At 40.2% G+C, this 26,336-nt stretch carries 18 protein-coding genes; 12 read left to right on the top strand and 6 right to left on the bottom strand.

What is annotated here, in order from left to right; genetic code table 11:
• The first annotated feature begins 3 nt into the window (after window positions 1–3).
• Together AC1EU0_RS02100 and AC1EU0_RS02105 are read left to right on the top strand one after the other, a co-directional pair.
• A complete protein-coding gene (locus AC1EU0_RS02100; RefSeq protein WP_480300230.1) occupies window positions 4–924 on the top strand; it encodes an acyltransferase in 921 nt (306 codons plus the stop codon).
• A 523-nt stretch (window positions 925–1,447) separates the two neighbouring features.
• Window positions 1,448–3,019 (top strand): ricin-type beta-trefoil lectin domain protein, encoded by a 1,572-nt coding sequence (locus tag AC1EU0_RS02105; protein ID WP_480300231.1) that lies wholly within the window; start codon window positions 1,448–1,450, stop codon window positions 3,017–3,019.
• Window positions 3,020–3,299: 280 nt separating this feature from the next.
• On the opposite strand, the gene AC1EU0_RS02110 is transcribed toward AC1EU0_RS02105, so the two are convergent.
• Window positions 3,300–3,557: a hypothetical protein gene (locus AC1EU0_RS02110; RefSeq protein ID WP_480300232.1), complete on the bottom strand. Its 258-nt coding sequence runs from the start codon at window positions 3,555–3,557 to the stop codon at window positions 3,300–3,302.
• Between the two features lie 275 nt (window positions 3,558–3,832).
• Here AC1EU0_RS02110 and AC1EU0_RS02115 point away from each other — a divergent pair, with 275 nt between their 5' ends.
• The 6 genes from AC1EU0_RS02115 (at window position 3,833) to AC1EU0_RS02140 (ending at window position 12,170) form a co-directional block, all read left to right on the top strand.
• Window positions 3,833–4,537, top strand: coding sequence for a GntR family transcriptional regulator (locus AC1EU0_RS02115; RefSeq protein WP_480300233.1), 705 nt, complete (start codon window positions 3,833–3,835; stop codon window positions 4,535–4,537).
• Window positions 4,534–5,412: a methylisocitrate lyase gene (gene prpB, locus AC1EU0_RS02120; RefSeq protein ID WP_480300234.1), complete on the top strand. Its 879-nt coding sequence runs from the start codon at window positions 4,534–4,536 to the stop codon at window positions 5,410–5,412. The genes AC1EU0_RS02115 and prpB overlap by 4 nt, the downstream gene beginning before the upstream one ends.
• Window positions 5,413–5,597: 185 nt before the next feature.
• Window positions 5,598–6,722, top strand: coding sequence for a bifunctional 2-methylcitrate synthase/citrate synthase (gene prpC, locus AC1EU0_RS02125; RefSeq protein ID WP_480300235.1), 1,125 nt, complete (start codon window positions 5,598–5,600; stop codon window positions 6,720–6,722).
• 259 nt (window positions 6,723–6,981) lie between these two features.
• Complete coding sequence (acnD, locus tag AC1EU0_RS02130; RefSeq protein WP_480300236.1) at window positions 6,982–9,573, top strand: Fe/S-dependent 2-methylisocitrate dehydratase AcnD; 2,592 nt, start codon at window positions 6,982–6,984, stop codon at window positions 9,571–9,573.
• A 342-nt stretch (window positions 9,574–9,915) separates the two neighbouring features.
• Window positions 9,916–11,085 (top strand): 2-methylaconitate cis-trans isomerase PrpF, encoded by a 1,170-nt coding sequence (gene prpF, locus AC1EU0_RS02135; protein ID WP_480300238.1) that lies wholly within the window; start codon window positions 9,916–9,918, stop codon window positions 11,083–11,085.
• A 476-nt stretch (window positions 11,086–11,561) separates the two neighbouring features.
• Complete coding sequence (locus AC1EU0_RS02140; RefSeq protein WP_480300239.1) at window positions 11,562–12,170, top strand: DUF6988 family protein; 609 nt, start codon at window positions 11,562–11,564, stop codon at window positions 12,168–12,170.
• Window positions 12,171–12,233: 63 nt separating this feature from the next.
• Here the strand turns inward: AC1EU0_RS02140 and AC1EU0_RS02145 are convergent, their stop codons facing one another.
• Window positions 12,234–13,463 carry a hypothetical protein gene (locus tag AC1EU0_RS02145; protein ID WP_480300241.1) on the bottom strand — a complete coding sequence of 410 codons (1,230 nt, stop codon included), beginning with the start codon at window positions 13,461–13,463 and terminating at the stop codon, window positions 12,234–12,236.
• A 216-nt stretch (window positions 13,464–13,679) separates the two neighbouring features.
• On the bottom strand, window positions 13,680–16,976 hold the full coding sequence (locus tag AC1EU0_RS02150) for an ankyrin repeat domain-containing protein (protein WP_480300242.1): 3,297 nt from the start codon (window positions 16,974–16,976) through the stop codon (window positions 13,680–13,682).
• A gap of 167 nt (window positions 16,977–17,143) precedes the next feature.
• Here AC1EU0_RS02150 and AC1EU0_RS02155 point away from each other — a divergent pair, with 167 nt between their 5' ends.
• The 3 genes from AC1EU0_RS02155 to AC1EU0_RS02165 all read left to right on the top strand — a co-directional run bounded on the left by AC1EU0_RS02155 (window position 17,144) and on the right by AC1EU0_RS02165 (window position 20,091).
• Window positions 17,144–17,704 carry an isochorismatase family protein gene (locus tag AC1EU0_RS02155; protein ID WP_480300243.1) on the top strand — a complete coding sequence of 187 codons (561 nt, stop codon included), beginning with the start codon at window positions 17,144–17,146 and terminating at the stop codon, window positions 17,702–17,704.
• 42 nt (window positions 17,705–17,746) lie between these two features.
• Window positions 17,747–18,871 (top strand): PQQ-dependent sugar dehydrogenase, encoded by a 1,125-nt coding sequence (locus AC1EU0_RS02160; RefSeq protein ID WP_480300244.1) that lies wholly within the window; start codon window positions 17,747–17,749, stop codon window positions 18,869–18,871.
• 77 nt (window positions 18,872–18,948) lie between these two features.
• Window positions 18,949–20,091, top strand: coding sequence for an ankyrin repeat domain-containing protein (locus tag AC1EU0_RS02165; protein WP_480300245.1), 1,143 nt, complete (start codon window positions 18,949–18,951; stop codon window positions 20,089–20,091).
• On the opposite strand, the gene AC1EU0_RS02170 is transcribed toward AC1EU0_RS02165, so the two are convergent.
• Both AC1EU0_RS02170 and pmbA read right to left on the bottom strand, forming a co-directional pair.
• The gene (locus AC1EU0_RS02170) at window positions 20,088–21,251 is read right to left on the bottom strand and encodes an ankyrin repeat domain-containing protein (RefSeq protein WP_480300246.1); all 1,164 of its coding nucleotides are present in this window, start codon (window positions 21,249–21,251) and stop codon (window positions 20,088–20,090) included. The genes AC1EU0_RS02165 and AC1EU0_RS02170 overlap by 4 nt on opposite strands.
• An 80-nt stretch (window positions 21,252–21,331) precedes the next feature.
• On the bottom strand, window positions 21,332–22,675 hold the full coding sequence (gene pmbA, locus AC1EU0_RS02175; protein WP_480300247.1) for a metalloprotease PmbA: 1,344 nt from the start codon (window positions 22,673–22,675) through the stop codon (window positions 21,332–21,334).
• Between the two features lie 392 nt (window positions 22,676–23,067).
• Here pmbA and yjgA point away from each other — a divergent pair, with 392 nt between their 5' ends.
• Window positions 23,068–23,595 carry a ribosome biogenesis factor YjgA gene (gene yjgA / locus AC1EU0_RS02180; protein WP_480300248.1) on the top strand — a complete coding sequence of 176 codons (528 nt, stop codon included), beginning with the start codon at window positions 23,068–23,070 and terminating at the stop codon, window positions 23,593–23,595.
• 351 nt (window positions 23,596–23,946) lie between these two features.
• On the opposite strand, the gene AC1EU0_RS02185 is transcribed toward yjgA, so the two are convergent.
• Window positions 23,947–26,181 carry a hypothetical protein gene (locus AC1EU0_RS02185; RefSeq protein WP_480300249.1) on the bottom strand — a complete coding sequence of 745 codons (2,235 nt, stop codon included), beginning with the start codon at window positions 26,179–26,181 and terminating at the stop codon, window positions 23,947–23,949.
• Between the last annotated feature and the right edge of the window lie 155 nt (window positions 26,182–26,336).

A 26,336-nucleotide genomic window follows, 5' to 3' on the forward strand; every position in this document is an offset into this window, starting at 1 on the left:
ATTATGTTTCGTTTTCTTCCTTCCCCAATTTTATTTTTGTTAAGTAGCTTATTGTTGATCATAAACACAGGTTTCTGGTCAGCAACCATTTTTACTGGTGGTATATTTAAGCTATTGCTTCCTATCAAATCCGTCCAAATTACTCTCGGCAAGTTAATGGATAAACTCATGTGGTGTTGGGTATGCGGTAATGGTGTAATTTTAAAGCTTACTTCGAACATTGAATGGGATATTCAAGGTTTAGAAAACCTTGATAAAGAGTCATGGTATTTAGTGATAAGTAATCACATCAGTGGTTTTGATATTGCAGCCCAAACCTACGCACTCCGTAACAATATCCCCATGTTGAAGTTTTTTTTGAAAAAAGAACTGCTCTATGTGCCCTTAATGGGAATAGCCTGCTGGGCACTAAATATGCCATTTATGAACCGAACCAGCCCGGCTAAACTAAAGAAAAACCCAGCGCTTCGCGGTAAAGACTTCGAAACCACCAAACGCTCTTGTGAGAAGTTTAAAAATCTTCCAACTTCCATTATGAATTATTGTGAAGGCAGCCGTTTCACACCAGAAAAACAAAAACGACAAAACTCACCTTACAAGCATTTACTTCGCCCAAAAGCGGGTGGAGCCGCATTTGCACTTTCAGCCATGGGAGATCAGTTTAGTCATGTTCTAAATATGACACTGGTATATCCTGATGCGGAAAAAGATGTCTTAAAAACAGCCATGAGTGGCAGACTAAAAAAAGTCATTATTAGGGTTGAAGTCTTACCAGTGCCAGAAGTTAACCATGCAAAATACGTGAGTGATAGTGAATATCGCGTAGAGTTTCAACGCTGGCTAAACGGTATCTGGGAAAAGAAAGATCAGCAAATAGAGCAAATAATGAATCACTCCACCCTAGAGGGGCGAGACAGCGTTTAATCTTATCGCCACTCCAGCGAAGGCTGGGGTCTAGCGCCTTTATCTTGTTTAGAGAAAGTCTCTGGATACCTGCCTTCGCAGGTATGACAACAACTACACTTCAAAAACATAAAGTTAATTCAATCCGAGGGGTAAGGAATTAAACCAGAAGAGATTAAAGCAGAGTAAAAAACTGATTAACATTTAAAGATAAACAATATAAAAAATACAAAGACTGAGTATTTACTTGTTATTTAAATATAACGTAAACACTCTAAAAAAACAGAATCAAACTGCCTTTCATAAAATCATAAAAAATAAATTCAATAGAGCTATAGCTCTGGTAAGAGTTCTTTAACGTAGTGTTTAACTTATAATCAACAAATAAACCAAAAGACCGATAACTTTAAATTAAAATCCTATTCAATATTTATTTCAAAAAATAAATACTATCATTGAATTTTTCATTTAAATTAAATTATCTTAATCTGTGTTTATATTAGAAAACTAATTAATAGCATTCCTTAATACTCATGGGGTATATATGTTAAATAAATCAATAAAAAAAATCAGTTTAAGTATTGGATTAATATTATCTACTCCATTGAGTAGTTATGCTGGTGAAATTTCATATTTCAAGCATTTTACAGGTCTTGAGCAATATACTGCACAAAGTCATGCTGGGGCTTTGGCTTCATCGCTAGTACCAATGAGATCTTCAGTAGAACGACCATTATGGGCAAGGTATGACGTTTCTCACCAACATTCTTCTGAGTTGAAATCGATAAAATGGTACGGCATTTATCGAACCACTCAAAAAATACCAAACGATCACGAACGCGTTTTTCTTGAAGGTTTAACCAACTTAGAAAAATTCAAAAATTTAGATTTTCAAATCAAACTAAGATCCCAACGAGATGCTAAAGACCAAAATAATTCTGACTTACCTACACTTGTAGAAGCTGCTGAATTTATTGGTAAACCTAAGGTAAAGTACTTGCAAAGCTGGGTTGTTAATACTCCAAGTACAGATACACTCACAGAGCAGCCTGCTGAAACACATATAGTACAAAGTGTGTCGGCAACCCGTAGTAATATCCGTCTTTTCTTTTTTGAGTTTACGGCAAACTTACCTAGCACAGTTCATAATACAGACGAGCTTTTTGCTACCGTCAACCCTGTCATGGATAGTAGCTTTATTGAAGGGGCACGTTCAGATTGGTTATATATGCTCCCTGACATGGAAGTCGGCAGTGCTCGATACATCGAAAGAGAACTCAGCAACCCAGCCAATGAAGCTAAAGAGCTGGCACCAGCACTTGTTGACAATGATGGTAGATTCTTCCCCTTTAAAGCCTCTGGCAATGCAGAATACAGTGCTTCTATCGGTTTATTTGATGACGTATTAGAAGACACACCAGTGCTCACAAAAGTTGAAGGTGTTAGTCAGGTTAAAGAGATCGCTTTTCTTAAGGATGCGAAATCCACCTTAGAAAATGAAAAGAGTACCTTGCTGGTTGAAAAACAAAACTTACAGTCATCTTTAGCACAAGAGCAAACTGAAAAGAATCTGAAAATCGGTAAGGTTAATCAACTTACCATTAAAAATAATGACTTAACTGAGCAAAAAAATTACCTTGTAAGAAAAGTGGATTCTTTACGAGAGTTACACTTGCAAGTTCATAACCAAGTAATCTCATTAAACCGTCAAATGAGTCAAGGCTTTAGCTTAAAAGATAAACGTTCAGGTAAGTGTATGGATGTTAGTGGTGCTCAATACCACAATGGTAACAATATACAACTCTACCAATGCAATCAATCTATTGCACAGCGTTGGCATTATAATTTCCATACAGGACAAATTAGAAATGTCGTTGGTAATAAGTGCTTAGATACACAAAATAACTTATTTAATAACGGTAACTTAGTTATTCATGACTGCCACTCACTTGAACATCATGATATTCGCCGTCAACAGTTTGATTTTGTTGGTGGAACCATTAGAGTCCGTTTCAACAAAAATCTTGCCATTCATACCAATGGTGTTGACAATGGCTCGAATGTATCTTTATACCAGCACCATGGTGGTGCAAACCAACAATGGTCTAAATTTTAAGTAAAGCGTCCTTTTATTTAATTGTAAACCACATTTAGGGTGCGAATATAACACTGTTATATTCGCACCTTTCATCTCAATTTCTTTCTAAGAATTTTGCCTAAAATTAATAGCTCTGAATTGATAACTTAATTCCAACCCTTGTTTTAGTTTTGGTTCAATGCCCCCTAGGCACACTAACAAGACATTGCACCTCTCAACCCCTTTATGAGATTGAGTTACAGGCAAGTGCCACCACTTTCCAGAACTCTTTCTAATAATTCTTTTTGAGTCAACTCATCTACTTTGATAAAGCCATACTCATAATATTAGATCCCAAGTGTCGCCAGTATATATTCTCAAGCCTATTGATTCTTACTTCTTGTAAAATCACATCAGCTAGCTCAGTAATGACTTTCGAGTTACTGTGCCAAGTGAAAAATGCAGAATTACCACCTAATTTATTTTGTGCTTTATAACTTTGACAGACTGACTTTCGCTCAATGGGATATTGCTGCACCATCGAACTGTCAATTCTTCCTGTGCTCGCTACTGTCATGGCTTGATCAATACTATGCTCACGGTTGTTGACAATATTAACCCCATTTCTATCATAGCCAGCGTTAATTGCAGTTAATATTGCATTTCACGCATTGTCTACAATCCATAAGTATCCCAAGTAAAAACCTTATAAGAGCCCCTTAAAAATCACGGAAAATATATAACCAAACATACAAGCCTAACGTTAACGTAAACTTATTGTTGACAATCCAAGCTATAATCAATATTGTAATTGCATCTTAATTGAACGATTTGTTTAGGAATCATGCCACTATGACCGAAAAGTCACTCACTCTAGCTGATCAAATTTTGACGAGAATTCAAAATAGCATCATCACGGGTGAGATTGAGGCAGGCAGTAAGATTAACGAACAAACTATTGCACAGAAGTACGGGATCAGTCGTGGCCCTACCCGTGAAGCCTTGCAGGCCCTTGAACGTCAAAGGCTAGTTGTTCGAATTCCTCATGTCGGTGCCAGAGTCGCTAAGCTATCCGTCAGCGAACTTAATGAGCTTTACCAACTTCGAAGCGTATTAGAAGCCACAGCCTGTGAGCTTACCGCTCACAACATCACTCAAACTCAACTCGATCAAATGCAAGATCTGTTAGCTCGTCAACAACAAGCCTTAGATAAAGGTGACGACGAATTTTTGTTTATGAGTGATATCGACTTTCACTATCAAATCATTCAAGCCTGCGGTAATCGATATTTACAAGAAACCTTGATCGCGGGTGTTTATCACCTTATCCGTATGTATCGCTATCAATGCCGTGGAAAAAAACGCCCTGAGCTTGCGATTAAAGAACACAGACAAATCTTTGAAGCCATTGCTGCTGGTGATGGTGAACTCGCAAGCTTGTTAATGCGTCGCCACATTGAACGTGGTCGTCGTAATACCGAACAAAAATTAATTGAGCAGCAACAAGCTCAAGATTCTCTCCTTACACCCTACAGCCAGAAGGAAATCATTTCATGAAGACCAGTGCCGGATTCCGTTTTCGTCATGCCTTAGCTAACTCAAACCCTCTACAAATTGTAGGAACCACCAACGCCTATTTTGCCTTGATGGCTGAGCACACAGGCTTTAAAGCCTTATATCTTTCTGGCGCTGGTGTCGCTAACGCTTCTTACGGTTTACCAGACTTAGGTATGACATCAATGAACGATGTCGTTACCGATGCCAGCCGTATTACTTCAGCAACTGACTTACCTTTGCTTGTCGATATTGATACAGGTTGGGGCGGCGCATTTAACATTGCTCGCACCATTAAAGAGTTTGAAAAAGCAGGTGTAGCTGCGGTTCACATGGAAGATCAAGTCGCACAAAAGCGTTGTGGTCACCGTCCTAATAAAGCCGTTGTGAGCACCGAAGAAATGGTCGATCGCATTAAAGCTGCAGTTGATGCTCGTACCGATGAAAACTTTGTGATCATGGCTCGCACCGATGCCGTAGCCGTTGAAGGTCTTGAGTCTGGTATCGAACGCGCACAAGCCTATTTAGAAGCGGGTGCTGACATGATTTTTGCTGAAGCGCTGACAGAGCTTGATCAATATCGTCAATTTAAAGCAGCGGTTAATGCTCCGATTCTGGCGAATATGACCGAATTCGGTAAGACTCAGTTGTTCAGTAAAGACGAATTAGCCGAAGCGGGTGCTGATATGGTGCTTTACCCACTCAGTACTTTCCGCGCAGCCAACCAAGCCGCATTAAATGTGATGCAAGCACTGATGAATGATGGTCATCAACGTAATGTTGTCGACACCATGCAAACGCGTGCTGACCTATACGAGCACCTTGGTTATCACGACTTTGAAACCAAATTAGATGAACTGTTCAGTTCAGATAAGTAACAGGCTGATTTTTATATAATCATTTTTGACGTCATGCCTGTGAAAACAGGCATCCAGTGCCTTGAGTCAAGCCTTATAAAGTCACTAGACTCCTGCCTTCGCAGGAGTGACAAAATAACCACAACAAGAATTGTCATAAAAGACGGTCAGGATAGAACATAAATTAACATTAAAGGGCATTTGCAATGGTAGATAAAAAACTAAGTGGCGCAGGACTTCGTGGTCAAAGCGCTGGTGAAACCGCACTCAGTACAGTTGGAAAATCTGGCTCAGGCTTAACCTACCGTGGTTACGACTTAAAAGACTTAGCAGACAATGTTAGCTTTGAAGAAGTTGCATACCTTATTTTAAAAGGCGAACTGCCTAACCAAGCTCAATTGGATGAATATCGAGTAAAAATCAAAGCGAATCGCGGCTTGCCTCAAGCACTAAAAGAAGTCCTAGAGCGTATTCCAGCCTCTGCACACCCAATGGACGTAATGCGTACTGGTTGTTCAATGCTAGGTAACCTAGAAATGGAAAACAGCTTTGACGAGCAAGGTGATGTTGCTGATCGTTTACTCGCTGCGTTCCCATCTATCATTTGTTACTGGTATCGCTATAGCCACGACGGTGTTCGCATTGAGACTGAAACCGATGATGAACATATCGGCGCGCATTTCTTACACCTACTACACGGCAAAAAGCCAAGCGATCTTCACGCAAAAGTAATGGATTCATCTCTGATCTTATACGCTGAGCATGAATTTAATGCGTCAACCTTTACTGCTCGTGTATGTGCCTCAACCCTTTCTGATATGCACTCTTGTATTACTGGTGCGATTGGTTCACTGCGCGGTCCACTGCATGGTGGTGCCAACGAAGCCGCAATGGAGCTGATTGAAGATCTGAAAGACGAACAACACGCTCGCGATACCCTAATGGGTATGCTTGAACGTAAAGAAAAGATCATGGGATTTGGTCATGCAATCTACCGTGAGTCAGATCCTCGCAACGCTATCATTAAAGGCTGGTCTGCTAAATTGGCTGACGACTTTGGTGATGATCGCCTATACAAAGTGTCTGTTGAATGTGAATCTGTCATGTGGGAGCAGAAAAAACTCTTCTGTAACGCTGACTTCTTCCACGCTAGTGCATACCACTACATGGGTATTCCAACCAAGCTGTTCACACCGATTTTCGTGTGTTCACGTCTAACAGGTTGGGCTGCACACGTAATGGAGCAACGTTCTAATAACCGCATTATTCGTCCAAGTGCGGATTATGTTGGTGAAGAACCACGTACAGTTAAACCAATTGCGGAAAGATAAAAACAACCTATAGATGAATTATTGAAAATATATCGATAACACAGGCAGGAATAATAGTGTGATAAGGCAACCGTCCGTGACAAGACGTCACGGTCGTCAGCACATGGATGTGCGCTTCTGTTGACGTTCACACTATTGCTCCTTGTTAAAACTAAAAATAATTCGCCAATGAGTTAACACCGCGTTCCAATCCCGTGGCTGGCAGATGGTTTCCCGTGTCTGACCAGCCACATTCTTATGCAATGTTGTGGAAAGATCTATGAATTCTCAATACCGTAAAGCGCTTGCTGGTACTCAGCTCGACTATTTTGATACTCAAGCTGCGGTTGATGCCATTAAGCCAGATAGCTACAAGCACTTACCCTACACCTCTAAAATTCTTGCTGAACAATTAGTTCGTCGCTGTAGTCCTGAAACTCTAACCGACTCCTTAAACCAACTTATCGAGCGCAAACAAGATTTAGACTTTCCTTGGTATCCTGCTCGTGTGGTTTGCCACGATATTCTGGGTCAAACCGCACTGGTTGATTTGGCCGGTCTGCGTGATGCCATTGCCGAAAAAGGGGGCGATCCAGCGTTAGTTAACCCTGTTGTTCCAACCCAATTGATTGTTGATCATTCTCTGGCTGTCGAAGCTCCGGGATTTGATCCTGAAGCCTTTGATAAAAACCGCGCCATTGAAGACAGACGTAACGAAGATCGCTTTCATTTCATCGAATGGACAAAAACCGCGTTTAAAAATGTGGATGTGATCCCAGCAGGGAACGGCATTATGCACCAGATCAATCTGGAAAAAATGTCGCCTGTCATTCAAGCTCGTGAAGGTGTTGCGTTCCCAGATACTTGCGTAGGTACGGACAGTCATACGCCTCATGTTGATGCACTTGGGGTTATTGCATTAGGTGTTGGTGGTCTTGAAGCAGAAACTGTCATGCTAGGTCGCCCATCGATGATGCGCCTTCCTGATATTGTCGGCGTTAAATTAGTTGGTCAACGCCAACCGGGTATTACCGCTACTGATATCGTTCTTGCGCTTACTGAATTCTTACGCGAACAACGCGTAGTCTCAGCTTACCTTGAATTCTTTGGCGCAGGCGCTCGTTCATTAGCTATTGGTGACAGAGCCACGATCTCTAACATGACGCCTGAATTCGGTGCTTCTGCTGGTATGTTCTACATTGATGAACAAACCATTGATTATCTAAAGCTGACGGGTCGTGAGCCAGAACAAGTAGCACTTGTTGAACACTACGCTAAGACCACAGGTTTGTGGGCTGACGATATGGTTGAGGCTCAATACGAGCGTGTACTTGAATTTGATTTATCCAGTGTTGGTCGCAATATGGCAGGACCGTCAAACCCACATCGCCGCTTACCAACGTCTGATCTTGCCGACCGTGGCATTGCGACAGAATGGAAGCAAGAAGGCGATTTAATGCCTGACGGTGCAGTGATCATCGCAGCTATTACTTCTTGTACTAACACGTCGAATCCTCGTAACGTGGTTGCCGCAGCTTTGCTAGCCAAAAAAGCCAATGAACTTGGATTAATGCGTAAGCCTTGGGTAAAAACCTCGTTTGCTCCGGGTTCAAAAGTGGCCAAACTGTATCTTGAAGAAGCAGGCTTATTGAGCGAACTTGAAAAGCTTGGCTTTGGTATTGTCGGTTATGCTTGTACCACTTGTAACGGTATGAGTGGCGCACTTGATCCAAAAATCCAACAAGAGATCATCGATCGCGATCTTTATTCAACAGCGGTACTTTCTGGTAACCGTAACTTCGATGGTCGTATTCACCCTTATGCGAAACAGGCCTTTTTAGCATCACCTCCACTTGTCATTGCCTATGCCATTGCAGGGACGATTCGTTTTGATATCGAACAAGATATTTTAGGACACGATCAACACGGCAACCCGATCACCCTTAAAGATCTGTGGCCGAGTGATGAAGAGATCGATGCAGTCGTAGGCAGTGCCGTAAAACCTGAACAGTTCAAACAAATTTACATTAAGATGTTTGATCTAGGCGAAGCAGAACAAGCTCCTAGCCCGTTATATGACTGGCGACCACAATCGACATACATTCGTCGCCCTCCATATTGGGAAGGCGCATTGGCAGGAGAGCGTACCTTAAAAGGCATGCGTCCATTAGCCGTATTAGGTGACAACATTACTACCGATCATCTATCACCTTCTAATGCGATCCTTGCCAGCAGTGCCGCGGGTGAATACTTGGCGAAAATGGGTCTGCCAGAAGAAGACTTTAACTCTTATGCGACTCACCGTGGCGATCACTTAACCGCGCAACGTGCGACTTTTGCTAATCCTAAGCTTTTGAATGAAATGTGCCTTGATGATAAAGGCGAAATCGTTCAGGGATCAGTGGCTCGAATTGAGCCAGAAGGCCAACAAACTCGAATGTGGGAAGCGATTGAAACCTACATGGATCGCAGACAAAACCTGATCATTGTCGCCGGAGCGGATTATGGTCAAGGTTCCTCTCGTGATTGGGCGGCCAAAGGGGTTCGTTTAGCGGGTGTAGAAGCCATTGTTGCCGAAGGGTTTGAGCGCATTCATCGTACGAACCTAGTAGGTATGGGTGTTTTACCATTAGAGTTCCGTCAAGGTATGAACCGTAACGTTCTAGAGTTGGATGGCAGTGAAACTTACGATGTTGAAGGAACACCTGCACCTCGCGCTGAATTGATGTTGCACATCACTCGTAGAAATGGTGAAACCGTTACAGTGCCTGTGATTTGTCGCTTAGATACCGCAGAAGAAGTTTCAGTCTACAGTGCAGGTGGTGTACTACAACGCTTTGCTCAGGACTTTTTAGAAGCGAATGCTGAATAAAGCCGATTTAGACGAGAAAAAGCAGACAATGAAACGCTGACACGCTGTGAACCCATCCATGGGCGCTCAACCTCGGCATCCATGCCTCGGATGGTCAGCTTATTCATCATCTGCTTTCAACTGTGTTCTGAACAACTAATACTAAAACTGCCTGTGATATAGATAAAAGTAAAAGTGCGGTAAGACAACAGCCCATAGTAATGGTTGACTCAAAATAAACATTCTCGTCATGCCTGCGAAGGCAGGCATCCAGTGTCTTTACCCAAAGTCACTAGGCACCTGCTTTCGCAGGTGAGACGAAGCAAAAACATTCTAAATTTTAGAACCTAGGTAATATACAAGATGACATTTGCTCCACAAATTAAAGTTCCTGCCACTTATATGCGTGGGGGCACCAGTAAAGGCGTTTTCTTTCGTTTAGAAGACTTACCTCAAGCCGCACAGCAAGCAGGTGAAGATAGAGATCGATTATTACTGCGAGTGATCGGCAGTCCCGATCCTTATGCCAAACAAGTCGATGGTATGGGCGGTGCAACATCAAGCACCAGTAAAACTGTCATCGTCTCCCCAGCCACCGATGACGAACACGATGTCAATTATCTGTTCGGTCAAGTGGCCATCGATAAAGCCTTTGTCGACTGGAGTGGTAACTGTGGAAACCTTTCATCAGCGGTTGGTGCATTTGCGATTCACAGCGGTTATGTCGCGAAAGAAAAGCTCCCTGAAAACGGCATTGCCACGGTTAAAATTTGGCAACAAAACATTGGTAAAACCATTATCGCTAAAGTGCCAATGTCTAATGGTGAAGTACAAGAAACGGGTGATTTTGAATTGGATGGCGTGACTTTCCCTGCCGCTGAAATTGAGCTTTCCTTTGTCAAACCCGTTGATGATTCAGAAAGCTTATTCCCTACAGGTAACCTAGTAGATGTGTTAACCACACCTGAATTTGGCTCTATCAGCGCCACTATGATCAACGCAGGGATTCCAACGATTTTCGTCAATGCTGCAGACATAGGCTATACAGGCACTGAACTTCAAGATGACATTAATAACGACGTTGAAGCGTTAGCAAAATTCGAGTCTCTTCGAGCTCATGGCGCGATGAAGATGGGATTGATATCTGACATTAAAGAAGCCGAACAACGCCAACACACACCAAAAATAGCTTTTGTTGCCGAACCAAGAAGCTATAAAGCTTCAAGTGGTAAGAATATTCTAACTGAAGATATCGATCTGCTGGTTCGCGCTTTGTCTATGGGTAAGCTACACCATGCAATGATGGGGACGGCTGCGGTAGCCATTGGTACCGCAGCTGCGATTCCCGGCACGTTGGTTAACCAAGCCGCAGGTGGTGGACAGCGTGAAAGCGTTCGTTTTGGACATCCATCTGGGACATTAAAAGTTGGTGCTGCTGCAAGTTTCAATGGTGATACTTGGAAAGTAGATGAAGCCATTATGAGTCGCAGTGCGCGTATTTTGATGGAAGGTTGGGTAAGAGTGCCATTTTAAGTTTAATGGCTTTGTTAACTGTAAGAATTTCTAAGAAATTCTAGAAAACCTTGGTACTGCGTACCAAACCGTCCAAAGGGGAAGCCTCCAGCTGCTTCCCCTTTTGAATCCCCTGAGCCGCCCACAAAGTTAAGCGTTATTCTTCTTATGATAAAAAATACCTAACGCTTCCGATGCTACATCCATGTAGCTCGGAATCTAGCTCAGCATCCATGCTGCGCTTACGCAATTTTTCACCAACGACGAATAACAACTTTGAAAGGGGAAATATCGTAGCCTGCAAGGTTATAGGGAATAGCCAAGTTTATCCTTCAATGATTTACCATTATCTGAAATTTGCAAGTTGGATACCATCTCCAGTTCCGATGCTTGCTGATAGCATGGTAGCCTAACAATATATAAGTAAAAGTATGGAAAATCTTTGGGTTAGCAAGGATTCCTTAATAATTAAGCAGTCATAGCTTCAAGAGGTCAGCTTGAACCAAAATCAAATAATACTTGAATATTACAAGGCAATGAATAAAGATCTTAATGATTTTTCTTACACTCTTAATCGAAAAAACTCCATAACTCTCCCTTTACTATCTTCAGCAATTGAACATTGCATTTCTATTTTTTTCTTAAATAAAGAACAGCTTACGTCTTCTATGTATGCCTTAATTAGACCTGCTATAGAAAACTACTTAAGAGCAATGTGGGTCAAAAATTGCATTAATGATAGCGAGATAAATAACGAACTGTCCTCCATGCATTTTCCAAAGAAATTAGAATATCTAATTCAAGAAGTCGATAAAATAATTCCTGAATTTAATGAGTGTAACTTTCTACAAATGAGGTTAGAACCTCTAATAACAAATCTCCATGACTTCACTCATGGAGGAATTGAAAGCATTTCAAGACAATACAAAGACGGTAGCACGCTTACTAACCTTAGAAATGAGAGTGAAATAAATTCAATTTTAAATATAACGATTCTAATTTCGTCTTTGTCTTATGTAGAATTAATAACTGACAATATCAAATCAAACGTTAATAACTCTGAAAAAATCAAAGTTATGGCTCAGAAATTATTGCGGGAACTATAACAAACACTAAAGCGATGGCATCGCGTTTGCGCCTATAAAAATGTACGCTAGTAATAAAAACAGCTAGTGCCAGCTATCATTGTGACCAAAATAGGTATAGTTAACCTGCTGAATATATTCTAGTTTACGAAATTTCATTATTAATTCACGTCGTGAACAGGGCGAAAAAGCATGTTTATCGAACGTTAAATAGTCATGCTGACTCGATCTCAACTTTGGGTTCTCCCCTGCTTGTAATTTAGTTCTTATTCGCATAACCGCATTAAGGTTCATTGAGTAAAAATTTCGATATGACATGAATGTTAATGGGTTAGCTTCAAACTGAGTATTAAATAAATCAAGTAATAGTTGAGTTCTTTGTTGTTGAAAACTCTCAAGCTGAGAACCCGTCAAGATCGTCTCATCACGAGGTTGATATTCAGCAATATCAGTCGCAACATCATAAGTTCTATCTTTGTTAACCTGTTGTCTGAATGTAACAAGTTCGCTCCCGTCGAATAGCGACCCACACATAATCCCCCCTTTAGCCAAAAAGAATGGTGGGCGCTTAATGAATTGGTCATCTATGTCATGATAAGTAACACTTTGCCCACCAAACCTCTTCAACCGTGCAGCAAAATCGGCTTTATGTTGCTTAACGGCTTCTCGCTCAAGCACCTCGAATACTTCGGGAAAATCCATCAACACAGACACCCTCAATCCATCAATATCAAAAGTTCCAAAACCATCCTTCTCGTAACTGCACTTCTCAGAGTAAGAATAAGCCATGGGCAAATGAGACAAATGTTTTTCGACGCTAAGCACCATGATATTTGGGTGTGAAACGAACTGAGTAGCCATTTCTTGCTTCTGTTCATCAGTCATACCTTTTTCGGTATAAACCAGAAATAAGGGCGTGTCATATTCTAATAAAAAGTCAGCTTGCTCAGTGATGCGTGATACATAATCTAGCCCTTTAGGATTATTGCTGCCATTAAAAAAGGATGCTCCACGATGAGCAACCCATATATGAAAAATAGGGGCAGGCGGAATAATTTGTAGATCAAGTTCTCTTGCTTCACTTAGCGTCGAAATACCAGCAAACTTCAAGCCTAACGACATATTCAGCAGAGACTCACGATCAATGGTATCCAAACTTATGCACTGACTATCGCAAAGATCGCGAATGATGCCAATTTGGGCTTCAAATCCATTTGGGAAATTACCTAATTGAGTGAGAGATAATGCTAGCTGATGGTTAGACTCTATAAAACTATTACAACGTGTTGTAAAACTAGAGATACATGATGTCAAAATCTTTTTCCTTACTATTTACAGAGTAGTTTTACCTTTTAACTAAAACTTGCTAACTGGTTCAGGTCTTTCAACATTTATGAATGAAGGTTAGTATTGAATTGCATTTTGATTAGTTTTAATTATCCCACCAAGAAGTTTGCCCAGTGAACATTAGATGTGACTGCCTGAAAGTCTCTGTAATACTGTAATCATCAACATATCGACCGCTTGTACTCATTGAGCGCGCGCGTTCAATCGCGCGTATTGCTTTTTTAGCTGTTGGTTCTCCTCCTCTAAACGAGTTTTGGTTGACTCTAGTGTCTTGAGCTTATCTCTCACTCTTTGTTGTTCAGCTTCAGCCTGCCTTTGCTCAGCATCAATCTCAGTTTGGGTTTTGGCCCCTAGGCTTTTAAGCAAACCCTTGTTCGTTTCACAAGCAAGATCCAATACAGTGCACTGCAATTGCGAATCATTGATCGTGACCGGAGTATTAATACCTAATGTTGTCGTAACTCGCTGACATAAAAATTCTAAGATAGTATGGTCACCATATTGAGCCGCAAAAAATAATACTGGTAATTCACCATCAATGGGTTGGCTAGGGTCGAAAAGCCCACTATTAACCAGCAATTTAACTGCATGTAATTGCTTAGCTGCAATAGCTACAGCCAAAACATTCCTTTTTGTATTAGTGACTTCTTTCCAGTGAATCCTCTCTATATCCCAAACATGTTGGAACACTTTTTCATCTGAACTTTGGGCAGCCTGCAGCAATAAATTAAATCCAGCTTTATTTCTTAAACTCTTATTCGCTCCAGCCCTTTCAATAGCTTTGTAACACTCTAAATTGCTATTCTCTGCGGCGAATAATAGTGGTGTGGTACCGTCTGAAGATGGATGATCTAATAATTGATATTTCTCATTGAGGAAAAGCTCTATCATTTCTTTTTTCTCGATGCTCGCAGCATAGTGAAGTGCACTGACACACACGCCATTTTGGCACCTATACACATCTTTTACATTCGCACCGTTTTCTACCAAAAGCTGCACCTTGTCTTTTTGACTATTAAAAATGGCAACTGAAAGTGGTGAGTTTCCTTGATTGGTTTTCTTGTTTATCACTGCTTTACAGATAGGTAAAACTTTTTCAGCAAAATCCATCCCATGTATTCTGAGCGCAAGAAATAGCAAGCTTTGCCCTGAAACATTAAGCGATGAACCATCAATTTTGTCTAATTCGAGCAAATAGACAAACGCATCATATCTTGCAGATATTTGACGACCTGAAGAGTGTTCATGACTCAACACAATATGAAGCAAGGTGTTTTTGTCTTCATCAAGCACTTGAACGTCAGCACCTGCTTCAACGAGCTTTTGAATCAATTCTTTATTGGCTTCTTTAGCAGCATAAATCAATGCCGCATCTTTCACCTCTTGGCTACAAGTAGCGAAAAAAGCTGGAGAAAGCAGCGTCAACACTTCAATGTTTTGATAGCTTGTGTCGGTAGCAGGCGTTACCCCTAGTTCTGCTAATCGCTCAAGTCGAGCAACCGTTAATGATGGTTGCTCAAAACTCAATGAAAAATAGTTTAGCAGTTGAATATTTGGCTCAGACTTCAACCTTTCACCTAATTTATTGAGTAACTCTTGATTTTCAGTAACCAATTTATCGATTACTGTTTTTACTTTTTGTTTAACAGCCATTAAGTCAGGCAACATATCTTGATATTCGACAAGCAAAGACAATAACTCGAATAGTTGTGAAACGTCCCGAATGTTCGCGCTATCGATAAAAGCTACAACTTGAGACTGAACAATTTTAGTGATTTCAGACTTAATGGAGTCAACACATTCTATGTCTAACCATTGCAATATGGCTTGCAGTTGGTTGAGGTCTGATAAAATAGATGTTTTAAGTTTTTCTAATAATTGCGATGACGTTTGATTCATTAGCTCAGTGTTACCTTGCATAGGAATAACACGGCGCATAAAGCAGTCCTTTATCATCTCTGGAGTACTCATTCTTGCCAGCTCTTGGTTCAAACAAGAAGCATAGAAATCAGCAAGCATCTCCACAAGCTCTTTAGATAATCCGCTATCTACACGTTGCAGCTCAAGCATTTGCAATGAAGAGTTTTCATTTTGATTGTAAATACGCTCAAACACTCTAAACAACTGCTGTTTTCGTTTTTTGAGTTCACCTGAGTCTGTTATGAATTCTAAATACGTTGGCGCTCGGTTAGATAAGGTAGGCCAATCAACCTTGACAGAATTAATGGCCTTTTGGCATTCATTAAACTTGATAATGCCAACTATTCTCGGTAACTCTAACCTTGGTAAGGCCTCAAGTACTGGCTGACAGGGGGATTCTGGCACACCATAAAAAACATCAAACTTAATCAATCCTTGTCTTGCGAGAGTCTGTAAGCGTGCACGAACTGCAGAAGTGAGATAAGCGCCAGCATGCCCTTCTAATTCAATTAATGAAGCATGCTGCTCAAAAAAACATTCGAACTGTGCTAATTCAGTAAAGCCGTTCACCAGCTGAACAGCGATATCAGCTCTCAGTTCTTGAGGAGATAGCGTTGAAAAATCAAAATTCTTTAAATCCTCCACCGCCATTGGCCTAAGCTGGTCATTTTTCTTAATGAAATAACAGCCAAGCACCTCAACCAATTTAGCGATAACAAGCCCCTGCGGTTTCTCTCGTTGAGTAACAACCACCTGTACATGTTGAAACTGATTAAACAGAGGAGCATTAACCACCATCTCCATTGGCGATAAAGCACCTTCACCCTGTGGTTTAGGAACCATCATCATATTAAGTCTTTGTAATTGCTGATAGGGTGAACACCAAGTTCTTGCCCATTGATGACAAACTTTTTCAGCGGCAATTGAATCATCGGAACGAGATATAATCATGGGCTTAGATTCTGAACATTCCACCCTGCATGCTTTATAAGCCGCCACTCTTAAATGCCTTTTCTCTTTTTCGGTTAGCTTCGGATAATGAGTTTCGATTAGCGCTTGAACGGCTTCATCAATAAGATTACCTTTGATTTGCTTTAATGCTTCAGCTTGTTGTCGTGAATGACTATATGCATATAAAACAGCGTCATCAATGGAGGGATAATCAGCATCTGTAGCAAGATTGATTGGAGACAGCCACATTTTTAAACAATTGCTTAGCAAGATATTATCTATGGGCTTTTTTAAAAAGTTATTTAACAAAAAGTGTACTTTTGAATAATATGCCAACCTTACATCTGTCATTTGAGAGCTTTCAGCTGTCTTTTGCCTCATTTTCTCTAAGGCTGCCTTGGCTTGTGATTCAACACTGATGTTTGTTTTTATGTAAGCTAACGTAGAGCTGATTAATGATGAAGTATTTAAAACCAATGCCATTTCTGGATCATGTGCTGTTTGAGAAGAACCATCTTCAGCAACTAGAAAATCTTCTCTAGTTACCTCACTAGTATAGTTTGTGAGGTCCAGACCAGCGTCCACTTCTGTCAGTTCACATTCAAACATCAATAACACTCTATTGGATATTAATTAAGCGAATATAAGCCCTTAATAAAGCAAAGGCGAGTGAATAAATGTTAACAAATCAACCATTTTCGCGTTGGATATAATTTATAAAAAGGTCAAATTTTGTGATAGCTTAGAATCACATTGTCAATACTAGGACGTTTATCATGAACCAAGCTACACCTTTTATTACCACTGAAGATACTGGTCTGCTCATCATTGATGTTCAAGGTAGGCTCGCCCATTTGATGCATGACACTCATCACCTTCACCAACAATTATCGACTCTGATCCAAGGTGCAAAATTGCTTGAACTCCCTATTATTTGGGTTGAGCAATTACCAGAAAAACTTGGTGAAACCAGCCCAGATATAAAACAACTGTTAGCGCCAGAGCTAAGCCCAATAGAGAAGCATACTTTCAGTGGTTGGCATAATGACGAACTTCAAAAAGCCATTAAAGCTGCAAATTGTAAAAATTGGCTATTAGCTGGCATAGAAAGCCATATTTGCGTGTACCAGACCTGTAAAGCTATGCAACTTGAAGGTTATCAAACTCATGTTGTCAGTGATGCGGTTTCATCTCGTACCAAAGAAAATAAAGAGTACGGAATACAAATGATGTTAAGACAGGGAGCACTTCGTACTAATGTTGAGTCGGCCTTATTTGAGCTTCAACAGTGTGCAAATAACGAAAGGTTTAAGTCACTTGTAAAGCTGATAAAATAAATTGAATTAATAGATAACATGCCACAAAAATAAGGATAATGAATGCTAAAGTCTTTTACCATTGCGCTATTGTCTATACTCGCTTTTTCAAGCCAAGCCGTTGATTATAAGCAGCTGAAATTTATTCCAGTGAAAGCTGATACCGTAACCATCACTGATGATGTCAAAGTGCCTTGGGGCATGGTTCAACTTCCGAACCAGGATATTTTAGTTACAGAACGAAGCGGTAAACTTAAGCTAGTCAAAAAAGGCAGCAGTAAAACAACAAGTATTTCTGGTTTACCTAACATCAGCGCTAGAGGCCAAGGTGGTCTGTTGGATGTGGCACTTCATCCACAATTTGAGAAAAACCATCTTATCTACCTGACTTTTAGCTCTCCACAAGGAGAAAGAAAAGGCAGCAATACGGCATTACTTCAAGCGAAATTAAACCTTGAAAAGCAGCAGTTAGAAAATATCAAAACTTTATTTAAAGCCAGACGAAATACTACCAGCACCCGTCATTTCGGTAGTCGTATCGCTATAGATAATAAAGGCTACTTGTACTTTTCAGTCGGTGATCGCGCTAACCGTGATGTTAATCCACAAAACCTCACAAAAGATGCAGGTAAAATCTATCGCCTTCATCTAGATGGTAGCGTTCCAAAAGATAATCCATTTATCAATCAAAAAGACGTCAGTCCTGCAATCTACAGTTATGGCCATCGAAACCCTCAAGGTTTAGCCGTAAACCCAGAGACAGGCTCAATTTGGTCACACGAGCATGGGCCGCGAGGTGGCGATGAAATCAATCTTATTAAAAAAGGCGTGAACTATGGCTGGCCTGTTGTCAGCTACGGCATTAACTACATAGGAACAAAGTTTACAGAACTGACTGAAAAAGAAGGTATGGAACCACCTCTGACACAATGGACGCCCTCGATTGCACCATCAGATATGGTATTTGTTACTTCAGAAAAATACCCAGACCTTAAAGGTAAGTTATTAGTTGGCTCGCTCAAGTACCACTTCATTTCAGTGATTGATTACAAAGGCGATAAAGTAGTTTCTCAAGCAAAAGCATTTGAAGATATTGGTCGTGTTCGCAGTTTGATGCAGGGAATTGACGGCTATTTATATGTAGGTGTTGATGGTAAGGGCATTGTAAGACTACAACCCCGAAAATAGAGACCTTTACCTTGATTTTGTAGAACGTCCATTGTCGTCTATGGTTATTACTAACGATCGAAGATGATGGAAGTAATATGGCAGTAAAAGCAGAAGCTCAGCACCATTTCAAATTTGAATATGATGCTAAAAAGCAAACTTATAACATAAACAGCAAACAACTTTCTGAAATGGCGCGTACACAGGGGCAGCCATTCACTGTTGAAATACAAAAGGATGGTGTAACTCATTCACATGTATATACTTTAATTCATTCGAATGAAATGCTCTTAGAAGGTTGGCATATAACCCCAAAAGCAAGTTGGTTTAGGGTAAAAAAGCCCCTTGTTCCAATACCGCACCAAGCAATAATAAAACAACTAGAGTGGCAGTTTGCACAAAGCTTTAAAATATGGAGTTTACTCGACGCTAAACGTGAAGAACACTTGCGAGTTCGAGCGCACGCTAAAGCTCAAGCACAGGTACAAACTTCTCAAGATCAAATTGAATTAAAAACAACGGCTGAGCACTCTCAAGCTTCTCTAAATAAAGCTAAGTTAAAAGAAGCCGGTAAACAGAAGCCTTATCTCTGCGAACAAGACCAAAAAATCGCTGAATTTATACGACAAGGTCATTGTTTAGAGACTCCTAGAAATGAGTGGAATCCAAGTGTTTATCGTTATACTCCGTTGCAATATTGCTGCGTATATGGGGAGGCTCAAACAGCCATACATTTACTTCATGCAGGGGCTAGTGAAAGCTTTCATTTTTCAGATAGTGAAGCTACCCGAACTCCAGCGCTTCATTTAGCCGTCGAATACAATCATCAAGGCACAATACAAGCTCTAAAAACGCAAAATATCGATATCAATATCACGGATAAAGAAGGTAGAACGGCTTTGCATGTTGCAGCCGAACATAACTCAGAGCGCTCTATTCACGAACTACTCACTGATGATGCCAAATTAGATGCACAAGACAAGTTAGGACAAACACCTTTGCATATAGCCGCAAAACATGGCCACTTAGAAATTTTTCGAATTCTAGTTAACAAAGGTTCGAAAGTACTACCAAATAACAAAGGACGCTACCCAATAGAATTGGTCAATCGAAAGTACAAGCAAGATTTTGAGAAGATAATGAAAGAGCATTTTAGTCGATCAGAAACCATCAATTATAAAGCTGAAACTGACGACGGATGGAATATTGTGACTACTGGTAATGATGGTACTGATACCTAACGATTTTCAGCCTTAGAAAAGCTTTGTTGTAAATTCATCACTAAATCAAAAACAGATTGGTTTTGATGGTTGGTAATTCGAGGGTTTGCCCCTGCACCGACCAACATTCTATAAATCTGCGTGTTATTCGCTATCACAGCCACATGCGCAGCGTTATTTCCATGCTTATCTTGCTGATTCACATCTTTGACAGTAGCGACATCTAACAACTGTTGCATCACCATGGAATTCGGTTGTTTCGCTGCCGTATGAATAGGCGTTTGACCATTATGATTTGGCTTAAACATCTGATCGCCTAAAGTCGCAAGCAAAACATTGACCGTTTCCAACGACCCACTACTTACAGCCCAATGCAAAGCAGTATTGCCCTTATCATCCAAGGCAAGTGGGTTTATGCTTGGGGCTCTTTTAGCCAAAATTAACTCAGCAAGATCGGCTTGCCCTTTCATGCTCGCTAAATGCAAAACATTCCGCTCATGTTCATCAGTGTCAGTAATAGGTAACTTTGCTGATGGGTGGCTTAATAAGCTACACGCCACATCAAATTTATTTTCTTCAATAGCCACTAACAATGCCGAATGTTCAGCTTCTTTTGCTTGTGCATTTGCTAACTGGCGTGCGTTTTCTTGAGATTTTTTAAGGCACTGAATCGCTACTTGAGTACAATATGAAATCCATGCACTGCCGTTATCACGTTCAGGTAGCAATAGAATCATCGCTCGCATAATATCTTGGCTATTAAGTTCTTCACTGCTTTGGTTGAGAATACCTACAAATTCACCAAAATCATCTTTCACTCGAGTATAAATATGCTCTTGCAACTCGTCATCAGAAAACACACTGAATCGTTTATTGCTGTTATCTAATGCATTTAACAAAAAGCGATCGAGAAATATCGACATTACCGCCCTCTCATCAGCAGAGCACTGAGTCAATGACTGTTGAATATGTTGTTTAATGGATTCTTTTTGGAGGCGATATTCTCGAGAGAAGTTCTTGAATTCTTCACTGGCTTTAAACTCAGCCATAGTCATAATAGCGCCAGATCTTAATAACTCTTTGACGCCTTCTTTATCGATTAGGTATTGCTCTTGATCTGGCTTACGCTGATTTTTAACGTGTTCGCTATAAGCATTAGCTGCAATAGGAGTGATGCCCATAAAAAGCCTTAATAAACTTTACACTATGACTTTTAAGTTAGAACAGCCATCTCCTAACAGCAATGAAATATGAAAAAAGCTTAATTCCCAGCTACCTGCAACTCATCAAGTAACATGCCCCCCGTGCGAATGGAAGAACGCAAATCACGATCTTTCGCAACTGCTTGAATGCTAGCAAACATGTCTTTAAGATTGCCCGCAATAGTCACTTCTTCAACGGGGTGAACGATTTGGCCATTCTCAACATAGAAACCACCTGCACCACGAGAATAATCACCTGTAACAGGATTAACACCTTGCCCCATTACTTCAGTGACAATTAGGCCAGTTCCCATTTGTTTGACTAATTCATCAAAGGTTTGGCCGCTATCACTTACTGTCCAGTTATAAATACCACCAGCGTGACCTGTATTTGGCAAATTCAACTTGCGAGCTGAATAACTGGTAAGTAAATACGTCATTAGGGTGCCAGCTGCAATGATGTCGCGTTCAGTCGTCGAAACTCCTTCAGAATCATAGTTAGCACTTGCTAACCCACCAACTAAATGTGGCTGTTCATGGATACTGAACCACTCTGGAAAGATTTGGGTGTTAATGGCATCTAGCAAAAACGTCGATTTGCGATACAGACTGCTACCACTAATGGCACTCACCAAGTGACCTATCAGTCCAGTTGAGATTTCCGGCGTCAATAACACTGGCATTTTAGCTGTGGCAATTTTACGAGCGCCTAGGCGATTAACGGTTTTTTCTGCCGCTTTGCGACCGACGATTTCAGGTGTCCATAATTCATTGAATTTACGTGCTACCGTATAATCGTAATCACGCTGCATACCACCTTGTTTGTCTTCACCAATACCCACACAGCTTAAGCTATAACGAGAACTGCAACGCCCTTGTAAAAAGCCATGGCTATTACCATAAACTTTAATGCCTGTATGAGCGTTCGCTGAAGCACCATCAGAGGCTTTCATGCGTTTATCAAAATCAAGCATGGCGGTTTCAGCATCAATGGCTAATTGGGTTAATTCCGCCGCATCGAGTTCTTGTGGGTGATATAAGTCGAGTTCTTTAAATTCTGTCGCCATTAGGTCGGCATCCGCCAAGCCATGACAAGGATCTTGACTGGTGAGTTTGGCAATATCATCAGCGGCTTTAACAGCTTGCTTAATCGCCTCAGGGCTAAGATCAGATGTAGATGAACTGCCTTTACAACCATCACGATAAACAGAAATACCTAGAGCACCGTCTTTATTGAATTCAACGGTTTCCACTTCTTTATTTCGAGTACCAACGGAAAAGCCTTGTTGTTTACTGATGGCTGTTTCGGCCGCAGTCGTACCTAGCTGATGTGCACATTCCAATGCCATCGAAACGGCATCTTGTAGGTGTGAAAGTTCGGAGTCTAATTGATGTTGAGCCACAAAGGTTCTCTTTAAATTGGTGCTAATGACTTTAGGTTATCATAAGTTTGCTATGTATGCTGAGGGCTCTTTAGAAATTGAGTCAAACCTTCTTTAGATTGCTTATCAAATGAATCCATTTCACTTAAGGCTTACGTATTTCGATAGTTGAAGAGTAACTCGTGGATCATTGGGATACGATTCAGGACAATACTTCATGGCATACGCTTCGATAAAACAGTAAACACCAGTTTTTGAATTTTAGATAAATGGTTTCAAGTCGTTATTAAGCTTTGTTCATGGTTTAACGCACTTTTTGAGTGACAAGGATACTCTGGAGGATACTCAACTGTTTTGTGTAAACTCCTGCAATGTTATAATAAGCAATATTCCTAAAACTCATTCCACTCAATATGAACGTAATCGATGAAGCTCTGCTGAATAAACAGCCATTTGATCATGATGATGAATACATCAGCCGTACAGAGTTCAAACACGAAAGTGCTGAAATCCAAAAGTTTGGTGAGCAATTAGCGGCATTATCTAAAAAGCAGTTGCAAATGATGGAGCTTGATGAGTTCTTATTTGATAACTTAGTTAAAGTAAAAACCATCAAACCCAAAACTGAAGCCTATCGCCGCCAAATGCAGTATATTGGCAAACTGATGCGCATAGCAGACTTGGATGAAGTGAAACAGAAGTTTCAAAAACTGCATTTACTTACGGGTAGTGAGAGCATTCAAGTTCAAAAATTTGAACGTATTCGCGATGAAGTATTAGCTGAAGGTGATAGTAAGATCCATGAGCTAATTTCAGAACACCCACAGCTAGATCGCCAAAAATTAAGACAACTTGTTCGTCAGGCGAAAAAAGAACTGGCTAAAAACCCTGAGTCCAAAGCCAATAAAGAGTTATTCGTTTATTTACGTCAAAACTGGTGAGGTGTATAAAGGCAGTAACTAGAGCTTATTACTGCCTTTTCTTATCAGTAACTTATATCTATAGCTAAATCAATATAAAATGACATTCTCAGAGCTTTCTGTGGAGGCACAATTTGAGGCGCATCAATGCAATAATGTAGATACCTTATAAATTGATGTAACAAAAAAGTGTGCCCCCACAGAAGCTCCTTACAGGCTGGTTTAAAAGAAATTTATGCTGCGTTAAATCGTCTCAACGTAGCAATGTAATAACGACAGCTTTGTATGTCGGTAATAACTATGTAGTCACCGATTTGCCTTGCCTAAATTTCTTTTAATTCCAGCTGAGTGCGTCATTTTATATTGATTTAGCTATAATTGAGCCTTCAGGTTTTCGACTTCTTGTTCCAATTTCCGTAAAACTTCTGCTCTTACTACGTCATCGGCTTTTATATGGGATAGTGCTTTGAAGCGGTTTTCAATTTGTTGATATTGTTCTATAGCTGACTGAAGCTTAGATTTATCTTTCGTATCAATACTTTTTCGTAGTTCAGACAGTGTTGCAAAAACAATTTCCGCACTTAGCTCTAGCGCTGCTTTGCATTGTTCAACTTCCTTGAGTTCCCACTGAGACAAGCAAATTAACCTCTCTACGATTGGTTCAACCTCATCCCAACCAGCATTAGACTTTTTTAGCCCTTCCCATGTCAGTTGCTCTTGGGCGAGTGTTTTTTGAGATACTAACCCAGCCCATTTTTGCAAATTCTCCATACTTTTCTGTGCAGATTGACTATGAGGTGAGTGTTTTGTGCTTAGCCTTCCTTCAAGGAGCGACACCTCTTCAAGAAAATTCTGATAAATCTCCAAACTTTCAAGAGCCACTGGTGTTTTCAATTCACTGTAGTGTTTAGCCAATACTTCACAGTGAATAAGGGTTGTGTTCAATCTATCTATGTCACTTGGGTCACGAGACAAGCGAACTTTTCTCGATAATGTCGATACTGCTTTCATATGCATATCAAGAAGCTTTGCAGGATAAGCACTCGTTTCACGCATGATGTATCTATCCAGTAAATAAATACTGAGTTCTTTGAGTTTCTGAGCCGCAGCTTGGCTCGCTGGAGAAAAATATTCCTCAACGTCTTCACTCTGTTTTTCTAACAGTTCAAGTAATGCTAAAAGGTTTTTACCTGCAAGTTGTTCTTGTTTTATCCAATCATGAGGAGGAGTGTCACTGTCTACATTATCGATAACTTGTTGAGCTTCAACACTCAATAAACCAATATATTTTTGTTTTATAGTTGCTAATATCCCCTTTAACTGAGGAATTACCTCAAACAATTGCTGTCTTCGAGATTGAGGAAAATTATTCGAATCGGTAACATCAACAAATTGACTAAATTTATTGGCGAGCACAATATAATATTGATGAAGTAACTCAGGATTTTCTAACGACGTAACTCGTTCAAACAAGCCAGTAAAATTAAAAAGGAAACCACTCAGCTCGTCAGCCGTTAAGCAATCATCAATCGTATAGAGTTGCTGAGTGACACATTGCTCTATACAAGAATTTATTTGGCTCTTTACTTCTCTAGTATTGGTACCATAGTCTTGCATCTTGTTTAAATAATCAATCGCAAATACCAAAGCAGCACATGTTGGATCACTTTCATCAATTTTTGCACGATATTCATCAACCATCATATTACACACTTGGCATAAGGCTTTTTGAATTTGCTCCAAAGGAGAGATGGTTGAAGTTGCTTCAGCTTCGCCTAACTTAGCTGCTTGGTTTTGCTTTTTTGCTCCTGCAACATCTGAATGCTTAGAATCAACGTATGAACTTTGCTCTGTTTCAAAGTCACTTTTTAATAGGCTCAATTCACAATGGAGGTTATTTAATTTGGCTAAATAAGCTTCTGAAAACATTTTAGCCATGCTCTTGCCCTTAACCAATACTTCAAGTTGATGCAAGTTGTCTTTTAGTGAACATTTACTATTAAAGCTACTGCTGTTTTCCGTTTCATCGGCAAGATTGACTGGTGAAGATGATGATGAATGATCTGTACTTTTCTTCCTGTCATTCGATTTTGCTCTGGAAATTCTACGTTTAATAATTGAGAGTGGATTCTTAGATGTGCTTTCAGGGATCTCGCTTGCCATATTCGAAGCTTTAAGAATTTCATTTTCTGTAATGACTTCCACGGACGAGCTGCTCAATAAACTACTATTATCAGATTCAGTTTTAAATGGCTCATTCTGCCAATATCTCATACCTTTACATAATCGCTGAACCTCTAATAATCCATCTAGAGCGCTTTTTACCGATCTTCTTATTTCAGGTGAACTGACTTCCTGTTTTTCACTAGTCAGTAAGTCTTTTGAATGCTCATCTTCTGATTCAGCTGCAACTGAGTTATGTTCATCCGTTTCAGCAGTAAGATACTGTACTGCAGCAGGTCGGAGATCAACTATGGTAACCTGATAACAATATTTTTTTGCGTTGATAGAAATCTCTAATGGTTGAGAGACTTCCCCGCTTTTAGGGAAGTCTTGTTGGCAAAATTGTTGTAAATTTGGATTACCGCTTATTGCGTCTATGGACATAGGGCTGTTAAGTCATGAATTAAGAGGAATGATTTAACTGAAAGATAGTGTTTTTCAAAGAGAAATATTGAACTCTGAAGTAAGATTAATTTAAAGGAAAGGTTATAGAGATAGATAATAATGGCTCAGCTAGGACTCTGAGCCATGAAAATATA

It is taken from the genome of Parashewanella sp. 2210YD4-3 (genome assembly GCF_056591735.1).

Excerpts from the sequence above, each read along its gene's own strand:
- AC1EU0_RS02100 (WP_480300230.1), top strand. The coding sequence starts at position 4 with ATGTTTCGTTTTCTTCCTTCCCCAATTTTATTTTTGTTAAGTAGCTTA.
- AC1EU0_RS02105 (WP_480300231.1), top strand. The coding sequence starts at position 1,448 with ATGTTAAATAAATCAATAAAAAAAATCAGTTTAAGTATTGGATTAATA.
- AC1EU0_RS02110 (WP_480300232.1), bottom strand. The coding sequence starts at position 3,557 with ATGACAGTAGCGAGCACAGGAAGAATTGACAGTTCGATGGTGCAGCAA.
- AC1EU0_RS02115 (WP_480300233.1), top strand. The coding sequence starts at position 3,833 with ATGACCGAAAAGTCACTCACTCTAGCTGATCAAATTTTGACGAGAATT.
- prpB (WP_480300234.1), top strand. The coding sequence starts at position 4,534 with ATGAAGACCAGTGCCGGATTCCGTTTTCGTCATGCCTTAGCTAACTCA.
- prpC (WP_480300235.1), top strand. The coding sequence starts at position 5,598 with ATGGTAGATAAAAAACTAAGTGGCGCAGGACTTCGTGGTCAAAGCGCT.
- acnD (WP_480300236.1), top strand. The coding sequence starts at position 6,982 with ATGAATTCTCAATACCGTAAAGCGCTTGCTGGTACTCAGCTCGACTAT.
- prpF (WP_480300238.1), top strand. The coding sequence starts at position 9,916 with ATGACATTTGCTCCACAAATTAAAGTTCCTGCCACTTATATGCGTGGG.
- AC1EU0_RS02150 (WP_480300242.1), bottom strand. The coding sequence starts at position 16,976 with ATGTTTGAATGTGAACTGACAGAAGTGGACGCTGGTCTGGACCTCACA.
- AC1EU0_RS02155 (WP_480300243.1), top strand. The coding sequence starts at position 17,144 with ATGAACCAAGCTACACCTTTTATTACCACTGAAGATACTGGTCTGCTC.
- AC1EU0_RS02160 (WP_480300244.1), top strand. The coding sequence starts at position 17,747 with ATGCTAAAGTCTTTTACCATTGCGCTATTGTCTATACTCGCTTTTTCA.
- AC1EU0_RS02165 (WP_480300245.1), top strand. The coding sequence starts at position 18,949 with ATGGCAGTAAAAGCAGAAGCTCAGCACCATTTCAAATTTGAATATGAT.
- AC1EU0_RS02170 (WP_480300246.1), bottom strand. The coding sequence starts at position 21,251 with ATGGGCATCACTCCTATTGCAGCTAATGCTTATAGCGAACACGTTAAA.
- yjgA (WP_480300248.1), top strand. The coding sequence starts at position 23,068 with ATGAACGTAATCGATGAAGCTCTGCTGAATAAACAGCCATTTGATCAT.
- AC1EU0_RS02185 (WP_480300249.1), bottom strand. The coding sequence starts at position 26,181 with ATGTCCATAGACGCAATAAGCGGTAATCCAAATTTACAACAATTTTGC.